Annotated in this window: 11 protein-coding genes; 8 read left to right on the top strand and 3 right to left on the bottom strand. The window is 51.7% G+C overall.

The annotated features are described in order from the left end of the window. The first annotated feature begins 161 nt into the window (after positions 1–161). The 8 genes from C4H11_RS09380 to C4H11_RS09345 all read left to right on the top strand — a co-directional run bounded on the left by C4H11_RS09380 (position 162) and on the right by C4H11_RS09345 (position 16,434). Entirely contained in the window at positions 162–3,281 is a 3,120-nt protein-coding gene (locus tag C4H11_RS09380; protein WP_106041468.1) for a glycoside hydrolase family 2 TIM barrel-domain containing protein, read from the top strand. A 268-nt stretch (positions 3,282–3,549) separates the two neighbouring features. Continuing rightward, on the top strand, positions 3,550–5,481 hold the full coding sequence (locus tag C4H11_RS09375) for an MGH1-like glycoside hydrolase domain-containing protein (protein WP_106041466.1): 1,932 nt from the start codon (positions 3,550–3,552) through the stop codon (positions 5,479–5,481). Positions 5,482–5,630: 149 nt separating this feature from the next. After that, positions 5,631–6,197, top strand: coding sequence for an RNA polymerase sigma factor (locus C4H11_RS09370; protein ID WP_106041464.1), 567 nt, complete (start codon positions 5,631–5,633; stop codon positions 6,195–6,197). Between the two features lie 57 nt (positions 6,198–6,254). Further along, positions 6,255–7,241, top strand: a complete 987-nt coding sequence (locus C4H11_RS09365; RefSeq protein WP_106041462.1) for a FecR family protein — start codon at positions 6,255–6,257, stop codon at positions 7,239–7,241. Beyond that, positions 7,238–9,277: a beta-glucuronidase LacZ4 gene (gene lacZ4, locus C4H11_RS09360; RefSeq protein ID WP_106041460.1), complete on the top strand. Its 2,040-nt coding sequence runs from the start codon at positions 7,238–7,240 to the stop codon at positions 9,275–9,277. Before C4H11_RS09365 ends, lacZ4 begins: the two co-directional genes overlap by 4 nt. Before the next feature lie 326 nt (positions 9,278–9,603). Beyond that, positions 9,604–13,026 (top strand): TonB-dependent receptor, encoded by a 3,423-nt coding sequence (locus tag C4H11_RS09355; RefSeq protein ID WP_106043306.1) that lies wholly within the window; start codon positions 9,604–9,606, stop codon positions 13,024–13,026. A 22-nt stretch (positions 13,027–13,048) separates the two neighbouring features. After that, a complete protein-coding gene (locus C4H11_RS09350; protein ID WP_106041458.1) occupies positions 13,049–14,983 on the top strand; it encodes a RagB/SusD family nutrient uptake outer membrane protein in 1,935 nt (644 codons plus the stop codon). A 29-nt stretch (positions 14,984–15,012) separates the two neighbouring features. Continuing rightward, entirely contained in the window at positions 15,013–16,434 is a 1,422-nt protein-coding gene (locus C4H11_RS09345) for a sulfatase (protein WP_234819927.1), read from the top strand. Positions 16,435–16,467: 33 nt separating this feature from the next. Here C4H11_RS09345 and C4H11_RS09340 read toward each other — a convergent pair whose 3' ends face one another. From C4H11_RS09340 to C4H11_RS09330, 3 genes are all read right to left on the bottom strand, one after another. After that, on the bottom strand, positions 16,468–18,669 hold the full coding sequence (locus C4H11_RS09340) for a sodium-translocating pyrophosphatase (RefSeq protein ID WP_106041456.1): 2,202 nt from the start codon (positions 18,667–18,669) through the stop codon (positions 16,468–16,470). A 183-nt stretch (positions 18,670–18,852) separates the two neighbouring features. Further along, positions 18,853–22,077, bottom strand: coding sequence for a cyclically-permuted mutarotase family protein (locus C4H11_RS09335; protein WP_106041454.1), 3,225 nt, complete (start codon positions 22,075–22,077; stop codon positions 18,853–18,855). Positions 22,078–22,361: 284 nt separating this feature from the next. Beyond that, the gene (locus C4H11_RS09330) at positions 22,362–23,969 is read right to left on the bottom strand and encodes a RagB/SusD family nutrient uptake outer membrane protein (RefSeq protein ID WP_106041452.1); all 1,608 of its coding nucleotides are present in this window, start codon (positions 23,967–23,969) and stop codon (positions 22,362–22,364) included. Between the last annotated feature and the right edge of the window lie 9 nt (positions 23,970–23,978).

The following is a 23,978-nucleotide window of genomic DNA, read 5'->3' as shown; positions in this document are numbered from 1 at the left end:
CTTCGGACACGGTTGTGGACAGGCTTCGGCAGCCGTCTTGTCAAACACTTGTCCCTGACGCTTCAAACACAAGTGTCTGTCAGGACAAAGACAAGTGTCTGACAAATCAAGGAAAACAGCGCGTCAGCCATACCTTATTTATATATCAAATCTTATTCATAATGAAAACCAGACTTTATACTTTTCTCCTCGCCTCGCTGCTTTGCAGCAGTGCCCCGGCCGATAACGAGCCGTGGCAGAACCCCCAAGTCAACGAGCTGAACAGAGAGCCGATGCACGCCCACTTCATCCCCTTTGCCAGCGAAGCCGGCGCCATGAAACAACGCTCGTTGCCGCCCGAAGTGCGTTTCGACGTGAATTCTGCGGCAGAACGGCGCATATCGCTGGACGGCACTTGGAAGTTTCTCTTCTCAAAGAACAACGGGCTTTGCCCCAACGACTTCCACAAGCCGGGATACGACACACGGAAGTGGAGTAAAATAGAAGTTCCCGGCAGCTGGGAATTGCAAGGCTTCGACGCCCCCATCTATACGGACACACGCTATCCGTTCCCCGCCAATCCGCCGTACGTGCCCGCCGACTACAATCCGGTAGGCGCTTACGTCCGCGAGTTCAGAGTTCCGGCAGGTTGGGAAGGCATGGACGTCTTCCTCGATTTCGAGGGTGTGGAGTCGGCCTATTACGTATGGATGAACGGCAAACTTGCCGGATATGCGGAAGACAGCCGCCTACCATCGCACTTCAACATCACCCGCCTGCTGAAGAAAGGCAACAACCGGCTGGCCGTGAAGGTGTTCAGATACAGCGACGGTTCCTACCTCGAAGGGCAGGACTACTGGAAATACAGCGGCATCGAACGCAGCGTATATCTCTATGCCCGTCCCGAAAGCCGCGTGAAGGATTTCCGGATGACTTCCGAACTCGTCAACAACTACAAAGACGGAGAGCTGAAACTGGATGTACTTCTGCACAGGCCGAAAACGGGACAAACCGTAGAGGTAAAGGTGCTGGACGCAAACGGCGTAATCTACAGGCAAAAGAAAACCACCGCTTCTGCCGCCGACACGCTCTTTGCCCTGCAACAGCAATTTCCCCGCGTGCGCGCATGGAACGCCGAAACGCCCCACACCTACACGCTGGTAGTGAACACCTACGATGCACAAGGCAAATCTTTGGAATCTTTCACCCACCTCTTCGGCTTCCGCACGGTAGAGATGAAGAACGGCATGCAGCTAATCAATGGGAAAGCCATCTTGTTCAAAGGCGTGAACCGCCACGAGCACGACGCGCACAAGGGGCGCACCATCAGTACGACTTCCATGATACAAGACATCCGGCTGATGAAACAGTTCAACCTGAACAGCGTGCGAAACTGCCACTACCCCAACAACTACGCTTGGTATGAGCTATGCACCGAGTTCGGCCTCTACATGGTAGACGAGGCTAACATCGAAAGCCACGGCATGATGGACCATAAGGACGGAACGCTTGCCAACTATCCCGACTGGGAGCTGCCGTTCATGCAACGCATGAGCCGGATGATGGCCCGCGACCGCAACTGTTCGGCCGTCGTCACTTGGTCTATGGGTAACGAATCGGGCTACGGCAAGCACTTCGAGACGCTCTACGGCTATGCCAAGAAGGCCGACCCGACACGTCCCTTCCAGTACGAAGGCGGCGGCTACGACGGCAAAAGCGACATCTTCTGTCCGATGTATGCACGCATATGGGCACTCCGCCGGCACGTGAACCAACGGGATGCCCGCCCCCTCATCCTTTGCGAGTATGCCCATGCCATGGGCAACAGTGTGGGCAACCTTCAGGACTATTGGGACTTGATTTACAAGTACGACCAACTGCAAGGCGGCTTCATCTGGGATTGGGTGGACCAGACCTTTGCCATCAAGGATAAAGCCGGACGAGACATCTGGGCCTTTGGAGGCGACATGGGCTTCGTGGGCATCGTCAACGATTCCAACTTCTGCGCCAACGGTCTGGTGGCAGCCGACCGCACCCTGCATCCACATATCCACGAAGTAAAAAAGGTGTTGCAATACATCCACTTCGAGCCGCTTGCCTTCACCGCCAACCGGATAAAAGTAACCAACCGCCACGACTTCATCGGACTGGAAGGATACCTCCTGCGCTGGTCTGTGGAGTGCAACGGACAGGCCGTTCAAAACGGAGAGGCCGATTTCCCGGCCATCGCACCCGGCTGCACTGCCGACATGGAACTACCTCTGAAGCCTCTCCCTGCCGACGGCAAAGAGTATTTCCTCACCCTGCGCGCATTCACCAAGCAGCCGGCGCCACTCATCCCGAAAGGACACGAAGCGGCCATCGAACAATGGGCTTTACCCACTATCCCGGCAGCCAACCCCGTTCGCCCCATAACCGGGACATTGACCACACGCCGTAACGAGCAAACACTGACCGTGAGTGGCAACACCTTTCAAGTGAACTTTTCCACCCTGACCGGTGAGATGACCGCACTTGTCTACAACGAAAAGAACCTGATTAGAGAGGGATTGCAACCCAACTTCTGGCGTCCGCTGACCGATAACGACATCCCCAACGGACACCTGACACGTTGCGGAACATGGAAACACGCCGGGCGTGACGCAAAGCTGCAAGATATTAACTTGACAGAAGCCGAACACCTTGCCACCGTCACTGCCACCTATCGCATGGAAGCGCAAGACGCCACCTTGCAAACCGGTTATGAAATCCGCCCCGACGGCTCCATTCAAGTGACGATGCACTTCATTCCCGGCAAGAAACCGCTGAGCGAGATGCCCCGCTTGGGCATGCGCATGGTGCTGCCTGCCGAATACGAAAGGATATCATGGCTGGGACGCGGCCCGCACGAAAACTATGCCGACCGCAAGACCGGTGCTTTGATAGGCCTTTACAACGCCACCGTATGGGAGCAATTCCATCCGTATGTGCGTGCCCAAGAAACAGCCAATCACTGCGATGTACGTTGGGTGACCCTGCGCAATGCAGCCGGAGAAGGTCTGCTAATAACCGGAGAAGAACCGCTCAGCATCAGTGCATGGAACTTCCCGATGGAGGACATCGAATATCGCCCTTCGCAAATGGAACGCCGGCATGGCGGAAGCATCCAAAAGAAAGAGATGGTATGGCTCAACATCGACCACCGGCAGATGGGTGTGGGAGGCGATAACACATGGGGAGCGCAAGTGCATCCCGAATATACCATCACCCCGAAAGAGTGGAGGTATGGCTTCAGGCTGCAACCGCTTAAAGCGGTGGAATAAAAGATGTACTTTCTTGACGCAGAAAACACTTTCTACGCTTTAACGCTCCTGCGGTGAGGCCGGGAGGGCATGTGGGATTGAGGATAGATGGGTGGAAGATGGATGGCTTATGAATGAAGAATCCTATTTATACAGATGAGCAAAGAAGTATAAACCAAGAAACAAGCGCATTAAAAGGACATTTTAATACATAGAACGATATAAATACTACAATAGCATGAAGCATACTTATCATTTCGTTATAAAACCATTAACCTCTTTAAACAACATGAGATACAAATTTATATCCCTGCTTTGCTTTCTCCTGCTCGCGGCAGGTTTGACTTCCTGCACCTCCGGCGCTCAAAGCACACAGCAAAGAAGGTACGCCTTCAGCAACATTCTCGACATTGCCTATACCCCCGACACCCTGCATCGTTGCCACGGCTGGTTCACGGATGCCGGCTCGTGGATGGGCTTCACCCTGCCCGAAAAGAATCAATGGGTAAACGGTTTCTGCGGCCCGTTCAGTCTGGATATGTTTCGCCGCCAATGGATAGCACAATCGGCCGTAACCGTTGGCTTCGCCAAAGAGCCGCAGGGACTATTCGTGCCCGACTCCACCTGCTATTATCCCGGCGAGTTGTACATGTCGGCTCGTTCCTGCAAGGGAAGCATCACACAACGCCTCAACTTCACCGACGCCTCTACCGTCCTGCTACGCATCGAAACCGACAAAGCGGAGAAACTGCTCCTGACGGGTAGCCGATGGGCCGACGACGTAAGCGTGACCGTAGAGCAAAGCTCCGTCATCGCCCGCCATCCGAGTGGAGAAAGTGTGACCATAACCTTCACTCCGGATGTGATGCTGACCGAAGTGGATCATAACTATACAGCGCTTGTTCTTGCTTCCAAACGCACCGTCAACGTAGCCATCTCTTTCTTTAGCTCTGAGAAGGAGATGACCGTGGGCTTGCAGAATCTCCCGGCATTGCTCAATAATCCCGAAAACGCCTTGCAAGCCAATGCCGAACGTTGGGAGGGTTACCTCAGCAAGGCGCTGCGCACGGACATGAAGCCCGAATACGACCGCATTGCCGTGAAAGCCGTCACTACCCTTATCTCCAATTGGCGCACGCATCATGGCGGACTCTTGCACGAAGGCATCGTACCCAGCCATGCCGTAGACTACTTTGTCGGTTTCTGGGCATGGGACAGTTGGCGTTTCAGTGCCGGAACCGCCAAGTTCGCCCCCGAACTGGCCAAGAACAACATCCGCGCCATGTTCGACTATCAGCAGCCCGACGGCATGATTATCGACTGCATCTATACCAACCCGGCAGAGAACAACGCACGCGACAGCAAACCGCCCTTGGTGTGCTGGGCAGTAGATGAAATCTTCACCCAAACAGGCGACACGGCTTTCGTTGCCGAAATGTACCCGCAACTCTTATCCTACTATAACTGGTGGTACCAGAAACGCGACCATAACCGCAACGGCATGTGCGAATACGGCTCTACCGACGGTACACTGGAAGCCGCCGCATGGGAAAGCGGCATGGACAACGCCATCCGCTTTGACAACGCCACCATGCTGAAGAACGAAGGAGCCGACGATGCTTGGAGCATGAATCAGGAGAGTGTAGACCTCAATGCCTACTTGGCATTGGAATGCCGGCTGCTGAAAAAGTTCGCCGGACTGCTGAATACCTCCTTCTCCGGTCCGGACTATGGCGACCGGGTGGGCGATTACTTCTTTGACAAGCGCATCAACTTCTTCTGCGACCGCCGGCTGAAAGACGGTTCATTCATCGAAGAGCCGGGTTGCGAGGCTTACACCCCGTTGTGGACGCAAATCGCCACGCAAACCCAAGTAGACAGCATGTTGCCGATGTTGCGCGATACGGCCAAGTTCTCGACGTATATCCCCTTCCCCACCATTGCCGCCGATAACCCCAAATACGACCCGCGTGGCTACTGGCGCGGCCCTATCTGGCTCGACCAAACCTACTTCGCGATTCGCGGACTGCGCAACTACGGTTACAGCAAACTGGCCGATGAATATACCCTGCAAGTCTTCGACCGTCTGAGCGGACTGAAAGAAGGTGCCCCCATACACGAGAACTACGGAACCCACAACGGCGAATGCCTGAAAGCTCCCCACTTCAGTTGGAGCTCATCGCATCTGCTGATGCTGTACGAGGAGTACGGCAAGGAGTAGACCATAGCCACAAGAAACGCGAAACCTTGCAATCAGATAAAGCCTGCCCACTACAAAGGAGCAAAATCTCTTTTAACAGTCGGCAGGCTTTCTTTCTCGATATGTTCCATTATCTTTAGGCCGTTTAGGCGCATAATCAATTTAATACTATGGAGGAAGCTCTATTAATCACCCGACTTAGAAACGGCTCTTATTCGGCATTCAATACCCTATACCGAATGTATGCCAAGCGTTTATACGCTTATTGCCTGCAATTCACAAAGTCGGCCGAGGAATCCTGCGACATCGTACAAGAGACATTCGTCAAGTTGTGGGAAAATAGGAATAAGCTGCAAGACTGCCCTTCAATCCGCCCCCTGCTGTTCGCCATAGCCAAAAACGACCTGATAAATGCTTATAAAAGGCGTATCAACTCACCAGCATACGAAGACTATGTCTGTTTTCAAGATGCCTTAAAGGACGAAGACACGCATCTCCATATCGAATACCAAGAGTTTTTGGACAACGTAGAAAAAGCCATCGGGAAACTGTCGCCCTCCCAACAAAAAGTCATCCGGCTATCTCGCTTCCAAAACCTTTCCAACAAGGAAATAGCCACTCAAACCGGTTTAAGCGAACAAACCGTAAAGAACCAACTATCCATCGGACTGAAAAAACTGCGAGAACTCATCACCGAATTCATCAGCTTGGCACTCCCGTTATTATTCGTTAATTAAATCCGTGCCGAACGGTACTTTACATCTATTATATTGTACTATCCAAAAAAGAAAAGAATGGAAAACTTAGAAAAGAAATACAGGCAAGACCGACTGAGCCGAAAAGAGCTTGAGCTTCTTCGCCAGCAAGTAAATTCGGAAGAGAGGCAAAAGACGGAAGCCCGCTTGCTCGACATCTGGATGAACGAAGATACGGAAAACGAGACTGCCGTAAGCGAGACTGAAATAGCACGGATGAAGAAGGCCATCGACCACAGAACGGAACGGGAAACGAAACCTTTGCGCCGTTTGGGCATTGCCATGAAAGTAGCCGCCGCCATATTAATTCCCGTATTGCTCATATCCACCATTACATTATACAGACAGAACAGCCGGCTAAACTCGAAAGAGATAATCGTAAGCACCGGCAGTAATGAAAGGGCGCATGTGACCTTGCCCGACGGGACAAACGTTTCACTCAACGAAAAGTCGTCCATCCATTATCCGGCGGTCGCTTTCAGCTCCGGGCAACGACATATCCGCTTCGAAGGAGAAGGCTATTTTGAAGTAAAGAAAAATCCGCACATGCCGTTCAGCATCCACACCTGCCATTTGGAAGTGGAAGTAGTGGGAACCAAGTTCAACCTCAAAGCCCGTAAGGACGAACAACATGCCGTGGTCACTCTCGATGAAGGCAATGTCCGCCTGACCTCTGTTCTTTCCCGGCAGTCATTGGCTATGAAGCCGGGCAACAAAGTCACCTTGAACTATCAGACCGGCAATTTTAGCCTTGAGACGGAGCCTCGGAAAGAAACTCCGGACTGGAAGAAACGTCAATTCGTATTCCGCAACTCCAGACTGGAGCATGTGGTAAAAGTATTGGAAAAGAACTATGCCGTGACCATCGAGATTGCCGAACCGGCACGCTCGGAAGATTTGTTTACAGGAACCATCACAGCCTCCAACCTGCACGAAGCCTTAGATATTGTCGCTACCACCTATCACCTCATTATTCAATATACCCCAAAGAAAATACTATTGACAAATAAAAAACACCAACCATGAAAGCATTTATTTCAAGTCTCACAGCCATTATCTTATTTGCGTTTACAGAACCTGCACTCGGCCAGCGACAAACCTATTCGCTCAATCCCGACTGGCAGTTCCGCTTCTCACACCAAGTGCATCGGAATACGGAACAAAGAGTGGATCTTCCGCATACTTGGAATGCGCAAGACGCACTGTCAGGAAAGATAGACTATAAACGCGGCATAGGCAACTACACCAAAAAGATATTCATCCCCGAAGCATGGAAACAGAAACGCCTGTTCATCCGGTTTGAAGGGGCCAACAGCATAGCCAACCTCTTCGTCAACGGCAAACACCGGGGCGAACACAGAGGAGGTTACGGAGCGTTTATCTTCGAACTGACAAACCACGTCCGCTACGGAGAGGAGAACTCCTTGTTGGTAAGAGTGAACAACGCAGAGCAACTCGACGTAATGCCTCTGGTAGGTGACTTCAACTTCTATGGAGGCATTTACCGAGACGTAGAGTTCATAATAACGGACAACGTATGTATTTCTCCTTTGGATTATGCCTCGCCGGGACTTTACCTGACACAGCAGGACGTAAACGAAAAACAAGCCAAGGTACAAGCCACCGTAATGTTGTCCAACGTATATACCATCCCACAGGAACGAGTCATAAGATTACAGATAAAAGAAAACGGAAAGGTTATTGATGAATACGAAAGGAAAGTGACCGTGCAGGCCCAACAGCATAATCAACCGGTATCTTTCACTTTCAAAATAGACAATCCGCACCTTTGGAACGGCACGCAAGACCCTTTCATGTATCAAGTCACTGCCTCCGTATGGGAAAAGAAACAACAGACAGACTGCGTGACACAACCTCTGGGACTGAGATATTACAGCGTCGATGCCGACAAAGGCTTTTTCCTGAATGGAAAACATCTGAACCTGCACGGTGTTTGCAAGCATCAGGACAGAGCCGAAAGGGGAAATGCCCTCCACCCTTACCATCACGAAGAGGATGTCAGTCTGATGCGCGAAATGGGAGTGAACGCCGTTCGTCTGGCGCATTATCCGCATTCCACCTACCTATACAGCTTGTTAGACCGCCATGGCATCATCGCTTGGGCGGAAATTCCCTTTGTAGGTCCCGGCGGATACGCCGACAAAGGATTCGTAGACATGCCCTCATTCCGTTCCAACGGCAAGGAACAGCTCAAGGAACTGATTCGCCAGCACTACAATCACCCCAGTATATGCTTCTGGGGATTGTTCAACGAACTGAAAGAAGAAGGAGATAATCCGGTCGAATACATCAAAGAGCTGCACGAATTGGCACACCGGGAAGACCCGACACGTCCCACCACAGCGGCCAGTAATCAGGAAGGCGATATGAATTTCATTACCGATGTAATAGCATGGAACCGCTACGACGGATGGTATGGAGCAACTCCCGCCTCATTGGCCACATGGTTGGATAAAACACACCGGGAGAATCCGCAACTAAAAATTGCCATCAGCGAATACGGCGCCGGCGCCAGTCTATACCATCAGCAGGACAGCCTCCGGCAAAGCACGCCCAAAAGTTGGTGGCATCCGGAAAATTGGCAGACGTACTATCATATACAGAATTGGCGGATTATTTCCAAACGTCCCTACGTCTGGGGAAGTTTCGTGTGGAACATGTTCGACTTCGGGGCGGCGCACCGCATGGAAGGAGACCGTCCGGGCATCAACGACAAGGGACTGGTGACGTACGACCGACGCACCAAGAAAGATGCTTTCTTTTTCTATAAAGCCAATTGGAATCCGGAGCCGATGCTTTATATCTGCGGTAAAAGGAACAACCTCCGCACAAAAAAAGAAACGGAGATATGGATCTTCTCTAATGGAAATGAAGTCACACTTTATGTAAATAACGAAAAGCCCCAAACAGTTGGGACTGACGAATGGAAGACGGCTTCATTCAATATTTCGCTTATACCCGGAATCAATCGAATCAAGGCACAAACCTCCATTAATGGCAAAATGCAAGAGGATGAATGTATTTGGGTGTTGGAGCAATAAACAGAAACTCTATATAATAAGACAGAGAAACACTGAAGCAGTATATAAAACCCAGCTCTATCTTATATAAAAACTAAAGAGAATAGAGAGAGCTCATTAAGTACATCCTAATATATATCATGAGTAATGACATATACATGTCATTTTACCCTTATTATATCGAACTCCGTTCAGGCTAATAGAGAAATGTCATGCAACAGAAACAGACCGGGGAATGCAGTGTGTTATAAAACATATTACATTCCTCGGTACTTTTAAGTATCGACTTTGTATTACTATCAAAAAACGACTTATTATCTAACTAACCATGCTAATACGTGACAAGTATGAAAAAAAATCAAGTAAAACAGCTCTGTTTATTTACACTATTCATGTTATGGACAAGCTTTTTCGCCTGCGCTCAAGAAGAGCCGAGAATCAACGTCCATCTGAAAAACGCTTCTTTGCAAGAAGTCTTTCAATCTATCGAAGTACAAACCTCCTATCGCTTCTCCTATCGGGAAGCCGTAATAGACAACCGGAAAGACATCTCTTTGCAGATGGAAAATGTTCCGGTATCCTCTATCTTGGAGCAAGCTCTCACAGGACGAAACCTGACTTATAAAATAGTATCCCGAACCTCTATTGTGATTACAGACAAGGTACACCAAGAAAATGGAGAGAAGAACCGCCAGAAGACAATAACCGGATTTGTGCGAGATACAGCCGGAGAAGCCATCATCGGTGCCAGCATCTTGGCCGAAGGTAGCAGCAACGGCACCACGACGGATATTGACGGACACTTCTCGTTAGACGTTTCACCCGGCAGTGTACTGACCTTTTCCTATATAGGATATCAGCCTCAGAAAGTATCGGTAAAAGATAAATCCGTATTGGAGATCATTTTGAAAGAAGACACTGAACTGTTGGATGAAGTGGTGATAGTGGGCTACGGAACGCAAAAGAAACAAAACCTGACCGGAGCCACTACAACCGTCAATATGGATAAGGTCTTGGGCAATCGCCCCGTAACATCTACCGGTACAGCACTGAGAGGAGCCATACCCGGATTACAAATCTCCAATGGAAACGGCGAGCCGGGTTCCTCCAACAAATGGTCGGTACGCGGAGCTATCGGCACCATAAACGAAGGAGGCGGTTCCCCCCTTGTGCTGGTCGACAATGTAGAGATGGATATCGATATGCTCAATCCCAACGATATCGAATCGGTCACTGTGCTGAAAGATGCAGCTTCATCAGCCATCTACGGTGCCCGGGCCGCTTTCGGTGTCATTCTGATAACGACTAAGAAAGGAAGCAAAGACAACTCTTTCCGCCTCAACTTCAATGCCAACTGGGCAATGTCCACTCCCATGAACCTGCCCAAGAAAGCCACTCCGTTACAGACTGTGGAGATGTATAAGAATACGGGCGACTTCAGTGGTCCACAGAATCTTGACAAGTGGATCAACCTGATCAAAGACTATCGTCGCTCACCTTCATCCTATCCCGACGGATATGTCATGGGAACAGAAGCCGACGGTGACGCAGGCATCAAATACTCCATGGCCGAAACAGACATGATTGAGAACATGATGTCTTCTGCCGGTTTCCAACAAATCTATGATGTGGTGGCTGATGGGGGCAACAAAAACATGTCATACCGTATGTCTCTGGGCTATGTCGATGAAGACGGTATCTTAATAAGTTCTAAAGATTCCTACAAGCGCTACAACGTAACCGGCTATATCCGCTCCGATGCCAAATCGTGGATAAAGCCCGAACTCGACTTCAAATACAGCAACTCTACCAAGAAACTGCCAGAAACCAATGCCAACTTTGGTATTTGGGGCGCAGCCATTGCCTTTCCGAGCTACTACTCCATCGGCAGTGGAAAAGTAGACGATATGGTCTACGACTACAATACCCCGGCAAACTTCATCAAAAACGCATATGCCACCAATGTGCAACAAGACAACCTGCGCCTGACCGGCAGATTCACCCTAACTCCCATAAAAGACTGGAATACGGTAGCCGAATACACACTCGACAAGAAATTCTACAACAAGAAATCGTTCAATCCCATCTACACTTATCTCCGTTGTCAGGACGATGTGTTGGAACAATCGGCCACAGAAACTACATCGTTCTACAACGTGACGGAAGAAAAGACGAACTACTATTCTTTCAATCTTTACAGCACATACTCGCTTGCATTGGGTGAGCAACATTTCTTCAAAGCAATGGCAGGCTTCTCTCAAGAATCGTACAAATGGGAACAGCTTCTCAGCCGAAAAGCCAATATGATCAACCAAGACATGCCAAGCATATCAGGTGGTGTGGGCGAAGTCTATTCGGATGATAATTTTTCATCATACACTTTGCGTAGCGGATTCTTCCGGATCAATTACAGCCATGCCGACAAGTATCTGCTCGAAGTGAACGGCCGTTATGATGGTTCTTCCAAGTTCCCCACCCAATCGCGGTTCGGTCTTTTCCCATCTATCTCGGCTGCATGGCGCATCAGCCAAGAGCCATTCATGAAAGGGACAGAAAGAATTTTAAGCAATCTTAAGCTCAGATGCTCGTACGGAACCATCGGCAATCAAAATATACAACCTTACAAATGGTTGCCGGGCATGAGTATACGTAAATCATCATGGTATCTGAATGGGGGATATGTTTATACGCTGAATACGCCCGATTTGGTAAGCAGTTCTTTTACGTGGGAGAAAGTAAAGACGCTTGATTTGGGCTTGGACGCTTCTTTCCTGCAAAATCGCCTGAATATGACTTTCGACTGGTACATACGGGATACAAACGGCATGCTTGCCGAGGGCAGCAAAAAGCCATCGGTGCTCGGCACCACTGCACCACTGGAGAACACTGCCAATCTGCGTACTAAAGGTTGGGAACTCGCCGTTAACTACAATGGAAACGTCAACAAGGACATGGATTATACCATCGGTGCAACTCTATATGACAGCAGAACCAAGATCACCAAGTTCGACAATGTTTCCGGCTTACTTTCGCAACACTACAACGGACAGTACATCAATGAAATCTGGGGGTATACAACAGACCGTTACTACACGGAAGACGACTTTAACCCCGACGGTAGCCTCAAAAAAGGCATTCCTTATGTGGACGGCTACTCAAGGCCCAATCCGGGCGATGTGCTTTATGTAGACCATGATAAGAGTGGAATCATAGATAAGGGACAAAACACATTGTCAAATCCGGGCGACCGCAGCATCATCGGCAATTCCACTCCGCGCTACCAATATGGCATTACCGGAAGAATCTCTTATAAAAATCTTTCTTTCTCTTTCCTTCTGCAAGGTGTAGGAAAACGGGATTTATGGATTTCGAATGAACTGTTCTGGCCATGGTTCGATGAATATTCCACCCTGATGAGCAGTCAATTGAACTATTGGACAAAAGAAAATGCCAACGCTTACTTTCCGCGCATCTACGACAAAGCCAAAAAGAATACGAGTGCCAACAGATTGCCCCAAACCAAATATCTGCAAAACGGTGCATATTTGTCCATACGCAACGTTACCATCTCCTACAAACTACCGAAAAAGTGGTTGAAACCGACTCAAATAGCTCAAGCTTCTGTCTTCGTGAGCGGAGAGAATATTGCCACATTCGACCATCTTCCCGACGGACTGGATCCCGAAGCAGAACTTGATAGAGAAAGTGCCCGCGGATGGACTTATCCTTACTTAAGGAAATGTTCAGCAGGAATAAAACTGACATTCTAACAATCATATAAAAGTAACAGACATGAAAAAAATAGATATTCTATTAGCCACAGCAATGACAGCTTTGTGTTGCGGGTGTAACGATAGTTTTCTCGAAGTATATCCCAAGGATCAACAAACCGAGGCCACCGCATTTACCACAAGCGCCAGCTTCAAGACCTATGCATGGAGTTTATATGAAATATTCGAGGGATACTCCGATACAAATTTCAGCGATGAAATCAATGCAGGATATTTCATTACGAAAAGCAACTCTGCGGCCGGGAGCCTCTCTAAATGGGCTACCGGAGATATAACCGTCCCGGCCAATCCAGAGAACTATGAAGATAAAAAGAATCAAGACAGAGTGATCTATCACCATGATTGGGACTTTACATTTATCCGTCAAGCAAACCTTATGCTTGACAACATCGAGTCTTCACGAATGGATGAGGCCGATAAAGAACATTGGCGGTCAGTAGGCTACTTCTTCCGCGCATATCGATATATGGAATTGATTGCACGCTATGGAGACGTACCTTGGATTGAGCATGTATTAAATACCAACTCTTCGGAGCTAACCATGTCCCGAACACCGAGAACAGAAGTGGCCGACCATATATTGGAAAACCTTCAATATGCCGAGAGACATATTCGTAAAGGAGGCGACGGCAATAATACGATCAACAGAAATGTGGTAAACGCCCTGATTTCACGCTTCGGTCTTTTTGAAGGCACATGGAGAAAATACCATCATCTGTCGGACGGCGAGAAGTTTCTGAAAGCATCGATCGAAGCGTCCCGAAAAGTGTTGACCAGTATACCTGATGTATATCCGCAATATGACGCTTTATTCAACTCTAATACCGGCAATATTACCAAAATAAAGGAAATTCTCCTTTATAAAGAGTATCGCAACGTAAAGAATGAAGGACATTCCAGAGTAAGAAGCCTGCGTACCGGCGAGGCTCGGACAGAAGCCACCAAAGACTTCGTAGACAGATTCCTTTGCAGCGATGGAAAACCCATCAGTACCAGTGCCGTATACGAAGGATACAAAGAGACAGACGGTTCCAGAAAAGAGTATGCCAATTTCAGAAACCGCGACCGTAGGCTCTACTTGACCATCATCCCTCCATATATGACGGACAATGCACGCTCCGGTAACATCACCGCCTTTAAACGTTACGAACCAACACATCCGAAAGCCTATGCCGATGAGTATATCGAGCTCATCAATACCAATTCCGGCTCGGGATGGGCTGGCTATAAGACATTACCCGCTTCCAATTTCAAGAATTACTACACGACTCGTATGCCCAACCTCTGGCAGTCGACCAACGGAGTGTGGAACTGGCAGAAAGCCTATATGGGTTATATTCCGTGGAAATTCTACAATACGTGGGTGATATGTCCCAGCAACGACTCTTCCAACAACTCGGCAGCACCGCTCTTCAGAGTGGGAGAAGTGATGGTGAACTATGCCGAAGCTGCCTGTGAGCTGGGCGAATTTACTCAAAGCATAGCAGATGCTACCATCAATAAACTGCGCGCACGCGGAGGAGTGACACCAATGAAAGTAAATGCCATTACGGAAGATTGGGACAAATATCGCGAACCGGACGTAAATCCTGTATTGTGGGAAATTCGCCGCGAAAGAATCATGGAACTCTCGTGCGAAGGATTCGCTTTCAACGACATCAGACGATGGAAAAAAGCCGAAAACCAACTTTCCAAAATGCCGATGGGAGCCTACATTGTAAAAGCCGACTACGGAAACCCAAGCAACATGAAAGTGGCACGATACAATGAAGACGGAACAATCGACACCTCCGGCACACTGAAAGAAGGCTACCTGTATATCTTCACCATGGAAGGGCTTAAAGGATGGCAACCGCACTATTACCTCTATCCCATTCCAATGAGCGAATCGGCCTTGAACCCTAACCTGAAACCGAATCCCGGATACAACAAATGATACGCATGAATTGCTTACAGACCTTAGCAATGGGAGGAGCTTCCTTATCGCTCTTCCCGTCGCTTCTTCCGGCGCAAGAGGTAGCACAACCTGAACGAATGAACGTTCTCATGCTGATTGCCGATGACATGAGACCGGAATTAGGATGCTACGGAATCAAGGAGATACACACTCCCAACATTGACCGTTTGGCTGCCACGGGCATACTCTTTCGGAATGCCTATTGCAATATTCCGGTCAGCGGTGCTTCGCGAGCCAGTCTGTTCACGGGTATGTATCCTTGTTATCCGCAAAGATTTACCCACTATGAAGCATCAGCCAGCATAGATGCTCCCGACGCCATCCCTTTGTCCGGCTGGTTCACTTCTCATGGCTACCATACCGTTTCCAACGGCAAAGTGTTCCACAACATCGCCGACCATGCCGAAAGCTGGAGCGAATATCCCTGGCGGGTGCATCCCGACGGATATGGACACGACTGGGCGGAATACAACAAGTGGGAGGTGTGGATGAATACCGAATCAGGCAACCACATCAATCCCCGAACCATGCGCGGTCCCTTTTGTGAGTCAGCCGACGTGGAAGATGATGCATACGACGACGGCAAAGGTGCCACCCACACCATCGAGGATCTGAAAAGGCTGAAAGAACTCCATAAACCTTTCTTCCTTGCTTGCGGTTTCTGGCGCCCGCATCTACCTTTCAATGTTCCTAAAAAATACTGGGACATGTATCAACGTGAAGAAATTCCCTTGGCAACGAACCGTTTTCGTCCGCACAACTTACCAGAAGAGGTACAAGGTTCGCAAGAGATTCGCTCGTACGCTCGTGTCAATATGGAAGAAGAAGCTTTCCAGCGTGAAGCTAAACACGGCTACTATGCTGCCATCAGCTATATAGACGCTCAAATAGGGCGCATCCTCACGGCATTGGAAGAGTTGGAACTGGCCGACAACACCCTGATTATCTTCTTCGGTGACCATGGCTGGCAATTGGGAGAACATAACTTCTGGGGTAAACATACACTAATGCAGAAAGCCACCCAAGTTCCACTCATCGTACGTGTGCCAGGTATGGAACGAGGAACAACCGAATCGCTTGTAGAACTCGTAGATCTCTATCCTACGCTATGCGACTTATGTCGCATAGACACACCTCAAGGACAATTGGACGGAAAGAGTTTCGTCCCCATACTGAGGAACCTCAAGGCACAGACTAAAAAGCATGTCTATATACAGTGGCAAGGAGGGGACAATGCCGCAAACCGAAGATATAATTACGCCGAATGGCCCGAAACACACGGACGACAAAGCCGGATGCTGTTCGACCACCATTCCGACCGGGAAGAGAATGAGAACATAATCCGGCAAAAGAAATACAGTCGGATAATTCAAAAATTATCCGACTGTATCCGAAAAAAGAAAGAGAGGATAACAAAGAGAGCCCAGTAAAACAAACTTAAGTCACAAGTATCACGGGCTCCCTCAGAACAAGCTCCAAGCCACCGTAAGCCCTGCCATCACAATGGCTACCATGCTCATCAGTTTGATGAGGATATTCAGGCTGGGGCCCGAGGTGTCCTTGAACGGGTCGCCCACGGTGTCGCCCACCACGGTGGCTTTGTGCGTCTCACCGCCCTTGCCGCCGAAGTTTCCTTCTTCTACGTACTTCTTGGCATTGTCCCATGCGCCACCCGCATTGGCCATGAAGATGGCGAGTACGAATCCGCTGCTCAATCCCCCAATCAGCAAGCCCAGCACGCCGGGAACGCCGAAGACCAATCCCGTAAGGATGGGAGCTACAATGGCAATCAGCGAGGGAATCACCATTTCGCGCTGCGCCCCTTTGGTGGAGATGGCCACGCAACGCTCGTAGTCGGGTTCGGCCTCGCCGGTAAGGATGCCTTTGATTTCGCGGAACTGCCGGCGCACTTCGTCCACCATGTGAGAGGCGGCGCGGCCCACGGCATTCATCGTCAGTCCGCAGAACAGAAAGGCCATCATGGAACCGATGAACATGCCCGACAGCACCTTCGGGTTCATCAGCGTCACATCGTAATGGTGCATGAAGTCGAAGAACGTGGCGTCTTGCACGGGTATGGTTTGGCCGCCGGCATGTATCTCGGTGGTGCCCAGGCGGGTGAGGCCAATGCGTATTTCCTCGATGTACGAGGCCAGCAGCGCCAAACCCGTAAGGGCCGCCGAGCCGATGGCAAAGCCTTTGCCCGTGGCGGCGGTGGTATTTCCCAGAGAGTCGAGCGCATCGGTGCGCTTGCGCACAGCCTCGCCCAAGCCGGACATCTCGGCGTTGCCGCCCGCATTGTCGGCAATGGGGCCGTAGGCATCCGTAGCCAGGGTGATGCCCAGCGTGGATAGCATGCCCACGGCGGCGATGCCGATGCCGTAAAGTCCCAGGCCGACGTTGGAGAAGTCGAAGCCGGAGGCGAAGAGGTAAGAGGCGATGATGCCCGCCACTACCGCAACCACCGGGATGGCGGTAGAGAGCATGCCCAACCCGATGCCCGAGATGATGACGGTGGCAGGGCCTGTTTTCCCGCTCTCGCTCAGCTTCTGAGTCGGACGGTAGGATTGGGAGGTATAGTACTCCGTGGAACGGCCGATGACAATGCCCACTACCAGTCCCACTACCACCGAGCAGGCAATCCAAGCCCAGTTATCCAGCTTCAGCAGCCAAAGAATGAAGAAAGCGGCCACCACAATCAATACGGAGCTGAGGTTGGTGCCCAGCGCCAGCGAGTTCAGCAAGTCCTTCATCTTCGCGTTCTCCTTGGTGCGCACCGAGAAGATGCCGATGATGGAAAGCAGTATCCCCACCGCGGCAATCAGCATGGGTGCAATCACCGCCTTGAACTGCATCAGCGTGTCGCCCGAATGGATGAAGGCGGCAGCGCCCAGAGCCGCCGTGGCCAGGATGGAACCGCAATAACTCTCGTAAAGGTCGGCGCCCATGCCGGCCACGTCGCCCACGTTGTCGCCCACGTTGTCGGCAATGGTGGCGGGGTTGCGCGGGTCGTCTTCGGGGATGCCGGCTTCCACCTTGCCCACCAGGTCGGCTCCCACATCGGCCGCCTTGGTATAGATGCCGCCGCCCACACGTGCGAAGAGGGCCTGCGTGGAGGCTCCCATGCCGAACGTCAGCATGGTGGTGGTGATGATGCAGAGTTTATGGGTGGGCGTCAGCACATCCTCCGGAATCACGGCGTTGAGCAACAGATACCAGAAGGAGATATCGAGCAGCCCGAGACCTACCACTACCAGTCCCATCACCGCCCCGCTGCGGAAAGCGACGCGCAACCCTGCGTTCAGCGAGGTTCGTGCGGCATTTGCCGTACGCGCCGAGGCGTATGTCGCCGTCTTCATGCCCAGAAAACCCGAAAGCCCCGAGAAGAAGCCGCCGGTAAGGAAAGCCACCGGCACCCATGGGTTCTGCACCCCGAAGCCATACGCCATGATAGAGAAAAGAATCACCAGTCCGAAGAACACCCACCCCACAATCTTGTACTGCTGTTTGAGGTAAGACATCGCCCCCTTACGCACGGCGGCGGCAATTCGAATCATTTGAGGAGTACCCTCACTCTCTTTCATCATTTCGCGATGGAAATATCCGGCAAAGCAGAGTGCCAGAACAGAAGCGGCCGGAACCAGCCAAAAAAGTAATTGGTCCATAGTATGACTCATATTAAAAGGTTTTAACAAGGGCCTAAAATAAAGAAAAAGAACGAGAAAAACAAAAAGGAAGACAAGAAATTTCAAGAAAAAAGCGGTTCCGTCCAAGAAACCGCTTCCTCATTTTTTCCGTTCTTCCGCATGGGCTGCGATAAGCCCTTGCAAACAGGAGAAATTCCTCTCTTATTCCACGGTCAGCTTCAGGATTTCCGGCGTACGGATGCCGGGCTTCAGTTCGCCGTTGATGTAGAAGTACGTACCGTTGTCGCCCACCAATGCCGCGCCTGCACGGGCGGCATGGGGTGTCTGCGTCACTTCTTGCCAGTTGCTGGTGGGCGCATTGAAAATCAAGATACGGCGGTTGAAGCGGTACCACTCGGCTTGGCGGCGCAGGTATTCCTCGTCCGTTCCGTGCAAGGCGGAGAGGAAGATGTCCTTGTCTACCCCTCCCATGCAAAGGATGCGGCCGTCGTTCAGGGCAATGGCTGTGCCTCCGCCCAACGAAACCGGATCACCGTTGAACGCCGTGGGGGCTTGCAGCGGTACCCATCGCTTCAAGTTGAACGCGTAATAATATCCATCTACGGAAAGCGTGGCCTCGCGCCCCTGAGAGGCGGGCGCGAAACCTCCCCAGAGGTAGAAACGATAGGATCCGTCGATATATACTGCCGCCGAGACGGGCTGTATGCGGGGGTCTCCGGGGAAGGATTCCAACTCTGTCCAGCCCTCGTCCGGCCGCTCCAAATCCAGGCAGAGGAACGAGTTCGAGGGGACTCCTTCGCGGTTGCCTCCCGCCACGTAGACGGTGTTTCCCACCAGGCTGCCCGTCAGGTTGTCCAGCGCATAGGGCAGGGAAGGCAGCGTTTCTATCCGCACCTTTTTATCTTTATTCCCGATGACAAGGCGATAGACGCTCGCCACAGGGCCTTGCGCGTTCATGCCGCCGATGCAGATCAGCCCGTCGGCCGTAGGCACGGAGGCGCCGTAGGCCAGCGGCACGGGCAGCTCGCCCACTTTGCGCCAGAGCAGGACGGAGTCCGCAGGCAACGGGGCGGCGTAGATGCCGCGGTAATAACGCTTCTGTCCGCCGTCCGCCACGGGGACTTCGGGGAAGTTGCAACCACCTGCCATGAGCAACTGTCCGTTCAGCGTACCGGCAAAACAAGCGGAAACGCCCAGTTCGAAGCCTTTCTCGCCCTTCGGAAAGCCTTCCATCGGACGCAGGTTGAGCCTTTTTTCCACCGGCAAAGCAGGTTGACAGAACTCCCGGGAAGTACGCAAGAAGAGTTTGAAAGCCTCTTCATACGGGTCTACGTACGGTTTGCCCGTCCAGTCCGGGTCTTCCGCCCGGAAGGTGGAGGCAGGCAGTCCGGCGGCATTCACCAAATTGGCGCGGGTGAAGGGTTGCCATCCGTAACGCACGTAGTGCGGGCGCTTCACGGCTGAAGACCATACCTTCAGGTATCCATCCTCCACGACGGCTTGGGCCGGATGGAACAGTCCGTCCGTCTCGGCCACTTCGAACGTGCGCAACGGCTGCCCGTCGGCGCTTCGCAATCCGTTGTCGTAATCGAAGGTGAGGTAAACCACTCCGTCACGGAAGGCGGCTCTGTTCAGCAACGGACCGGAAGGCGTCGAAGGCCGCTGATACGTGTCGCTCAAGGCCCAGCGTGCCAGCCGTTCTCCCACGGGTTGCTTGCGCACGGGGTGCACGTCTAACGAGTCGCCCACGTCGCTGCTGACCGCCATACCCAGATAAGGCATGTCCTGTAGCAGTCTGCGCTGGCTGTCTCTGAACCACGGCCATGACGGACGGTTCAGGCTGGACAGCTGTACGTAGTAGAAAGGCATGCGGGCGTTTTCCCACGTCTTGCGCCAACTGCTCACCAACAGCTTGAAGAGGCGTTCGTGGGCGTCTTTGTGGTGCGCGTTCGATTCTCCCTGATACCAGATGACACCCTTTACCGGATAGCCTCGCAAGGGGGCGATGCCCGCCTCGAACAGATAGCACGGCTCGTACGGATGGCGTTGATGGGGGTCGGCAGAGCGCTTGATGTTGAGTGCCGCACGCCCGCGCACCCAGTCTTGAATGAAGTCGTTCTGTTTCCAGTCTTTCAGAATGGCGGGGAACTCACGCTCCAACGTTTCCCGGTCTATCCATGCCTCCGCGGGCGAACCTCCCACGGCATTGCAAATCAATCCCACGGGCACTTGCAGACTGTCGCGCAACATGCGCCCGAAGTAGTAAGCCACGGCAGAGAAAGCGCTTGCTGTGCCGGGCGTACAGGGTTCCCACTCCGTCTGCGCGTAGTACTGCAACGCGTTCAACGAATCCAGTACGGTGTCGTCCCACTCTACGGCATTCGTACGCCAGCGGGCTTTCATGTCGTAGAACCGAAGTTGGTTGTCATGGGCTGCGGGGATGTCCCGCGCGGCCGTATCGGCCTGCTTCAGCATCAGCTCCATATTGCTCTGTCCGGAACAGAGCCATACCTCGCCTGCCAGCACATTGCGGTAACGCAACGTCCGGCGAAGGGTGGATACGGTCAGTTCATAGGGTCCGCCGGTTTTCAGGGGCAGCAGACGTACCGTCCACTTGCCGTCCGCGCCGGTCTTCACACGGCAACGCTGTCCGCCGATGGTCACCGTCACTTGCTCGCCGGCATTGGCCGTGCCGGACACATCCAGCGGAACATTGCGCTGCAACACCATGTTGTCGGTGTACAGGGGCGATAACCGCAGTCCTCCGTAGTCTCCCGTAATGGCCGAATAGACCGTCCGTGCCATGATCAGGGCGCCTTCGGGGTTGGGATGAACGGCATCCGGCAGCAGCTGGGGGTAAGGGTAGAGCGGCGCATGGAAGTCGATGAGCTGCGCGCCGGCGCAACGTGCCGTCGTCTCGATGGCTGTCTGTATCTCCGCATGCCAGTCGCGTGTGCCGGAGAGGAAACGGGCGTGCCGGTGGACGATGGGCGTCATGCGGGCAATCAGGATGCGTGCCTCCGGCTTGGCAAGGCGAAACGAATCAATCAAGCTCAGGTAGTCTCTGACAAACTCATCGCGATGCTCCGGCCAGTCGCGCGGGTCGGTGTCGTTGATGCCGAGATGTATCACCACGACGTCGGCGGCAAAGTCCATGGCCTTGCGGAACTCTTCCTGCCGGACGTAGGGTCGGTGTCCCTTATAGAGCAACGTTGCGCCGGACTTTCCGAAGTTTTCTACCTGATATCCGTCGCCCAGCATCTTTTGCAACTGCACGGGATAGGCTTGCGTCGCTCTGTCGGGCAATACGGCCCCGTAAGTGATGCTGTTTCCCACACAAGCCACTTTGATCGGTTGTTGCGCCACAGCCGCCGTGCTCCACAGCCATATCATCAGCGCAGCCAACAAGAAGTTCTCTTTTTTCATTTCTCTTTTTATATGAAGGTTTCACAATGTCGTTCAGAAAATACCGAAGCGGGAGGTGAAAAGTGCGATGCGTTGATACACAGCGAGCAAATGTAACAACTTTATTCATTCGGAAGTGAATGGCAAAGCTGTTTTTTAGGGTTCTTGCGGGCATTTCGGAAACCTCTGCCGTCACCATTTCTCCTGAAAAAGGAAGAGGAGACGCTCGTTTTTTAATCCGGCATCCCCTCTTTCTTCCCCTGTCAGGAAGCTGTCATCAGCTTTCGCTTCCCCGATACCGGTGCTCAATACCCCGGTGTCTGTACCAATGTGGTGTCATTGCCCAGGATGGTTTTATCCAACGGCCACAGCACTTTGTGTGCCTGACTCTCGTCGAGGATGGCTTCTTGGCTATCCAGAGAGCCTTCTTTGCAGAACACCAGATGCTTGCCACCCTTGTTCAAGGTCATGCGGCGTAAGTCCCACCAGCGTTGCCCTTCTTGGATGAATTCCTTGTTCTTCTCGTTGAAAATGGCCAGCTCGTTGGCGGTGAAGTCACCCGCTTTGTACCCGTAAACGTCCGCGTTCCATTTGTTGCCATAGGCACGTTCGCGTACCTTGTTTATGTAGTTCTCCACGCCGGTGTTGTCGCCCTCCATGTTGGCAATCTCCGCCAGAGACAGATACACCCACGGCAAGCGGTAGAAGATGTAGTCACCACACATGATGCGGTTTCCGCTCGAATTGATGTAGCCAATGTTCTTCACCGTGTGAACCCCGTTGAGATAGAGTTGATTTTCGGCATTGTAGCGATACGAGCCTATGAAAGTGGCATCGAGACGAGTGTCTTCCTCATCGAACTGTGTAAACATGCCTTTCTTATACTCCATGGACATGGTATATCCCGTCTTCAACCCCAGAGGGTCGTTCCACCGGCTTCCGTCTTTCCTGTAACTCTGCGCCTCGGTGGAGCCAAGGGACAAGTGGTAGGTATAATACCCGTTGCCATTGGTCTCCTCTCCCTCTAAATAACGCACGGCGAATATCACCTCCGCATTCGCCTTGTTCTTGGCATCGAACACATCGGCAAAGTTTTTCAGCATAGACAAGTTATAGTTGTTTACCACATTCTCGAGGTAACGCTTGGCCGCAGCCAAGTCTTTCTCATCGGCGGCTTGGTCGCCTGTGCTCACTTTGGCGTTCCAAAGATAAATCTCACCGGCCAGACATTCGCTCGCAGCTTTGTTCCAATAACATTTTGAGCCATGTCCGTATGGATTGAACCCTGTCTGATTGCCAAAGCAGGAAATAGACTTCTCCACGTCGCTCTTGATTTGTGCCATCACTTCGCTCGGTTTAGAGCGGGGCAGGAAGAGCTTCACGGGGTCCAGTTCACCATCGATGACTTCCACGCCTAAACGCAGAGGTACTCCTCCATACACTCGGTAGAGGTCGAAATAGTAGAATGCGCGCAAGCCGTAAGCAATGCCCAGATAGTAGTTCTTCTTCTCTTCCGACAGGAAATTGGCCTGCGAAACACGGGATATCAGGAGGTTACAGTTGGTGATGCGCCCATAGAGGTCACCGAATTTGCTCACTCCGGTATGGTCGGCGTCGAAGTTCTGCAGGCGTATGTCGCCGTATGAGGTGGTCATGCCGTCGCAACTGGTTCCGTCCACATACTGTCCGCCTCTCAGTTCACCGAAAATGATGGTGTGTTGCCAGGCCACGTCCCGCAAATGCTTGTGCAGTCCGTCCGTATAGCCGGCAACGTGCGCCTCGCTTTTCCAGTAAGAAGAGCTTCCGTAATAATCGATGGGGGTCAAGTCGAGCAGGTCGCCGCACGACGTAAGCAATGTGCTCGCTGCAATCAGAGCGGCACCCGATACTATGATTGATTTTATTGTTTTCATGTCTTTTTT

The sequence above is a fragment of the Bacteroides zoogleoformans genome, assembly GCF_002998435.1.
Taxonomy (GTDB): Bacteria; Bacteroidota; Bacteroidia; order Bacteroidales; family Bacteroidaceae; genus Bacteroides; species Bacteroides zoogleoformans.
This window is presented reverse-complemented; position numbering and strand designations above follow the sequence as displayed.

Excerpts from the sequence above, each read along its gene's own strand:
- C4H11_RS09380 (WP_106041468.1), top strand. The coding sequence starts at position 162 with ATGAAAACCAGACTTTATACTTTTCTCCTCGCCTCGCTGCTTTGCAGC.
- C4H11_RS09375 (WP_106041466.1), top strand. The coding sequence starts at position 3,550 with ATGAGATACAAATTTATATCCCTGCTTTGCTTTCTCCTGCTCGCGGCA.
- C4H11_RS09370 (WP_106041464.1), top strand. The coding sequence starts at position 5,631 with ATGGAGGAAGCTCTATTAATCACCCGACTTAGAAACGGCTCTTATTCG.
- C4H11_RS09365 (WP_106041462.1), top strand. The coding sequence starts at position 6,255 with ATGGAAAACTTAGAAAAGAAATACAGGCAAGACCGACTGAGCCGAAAA.
- lacZ4 (WP_106041460.1), top strand. The coding sequence starts at position 7,238 with ATGAAAGCATTTATTTCAAGTCTCACAGCCATTATCTTATTTGCGTTT.
- C4H11_RS09355 (WP_106043306.1), top strand. The coding sequence starts at position 9,604 with ATGAAAAAAAATCAAGTAAAACAGCTCTGTTTATTTACACTATTCATG.
- C4H11_RS09350 (WP_106041458.1), top strand. The coding sequence starts at position 13,049 with ATGAAAAAAATAGATATTCTATTAGCCACAGCAATGACAGCTTTGTGT.
- C4H11_RS09345 (WP_234819927.1), top strand. The coding sequence starts at position 15,013 with ATGGGAGGAGCTTCCTTATCGCTCTTCCCGTCGCTTCTTCCGGCGCAA.
- C4H11_RS09340 (WP_106041456.1), bottom strand. The coding sequence starts at position 18,669 with ATGGACCAATTACTTTTTTGGCTGGTTCCGGCCGCTTCTGTTCTGGCA.
- C4H11_RS09335 (WP_106041454.1), bottom strand. The coding sequence starts at position 22,077 with ATGAAAAAAGAGAACTTCTTGTTGGCTGCGCTGATGATATGGCTGTGG.
- C4H11_RS09330 (WP_106041452.1), bottom strand. The coding sequence starts at position 23,969 with ATGAAAACAATAAAATCAATCATAGTATCGGGTGCCGCTCTGATTGCA.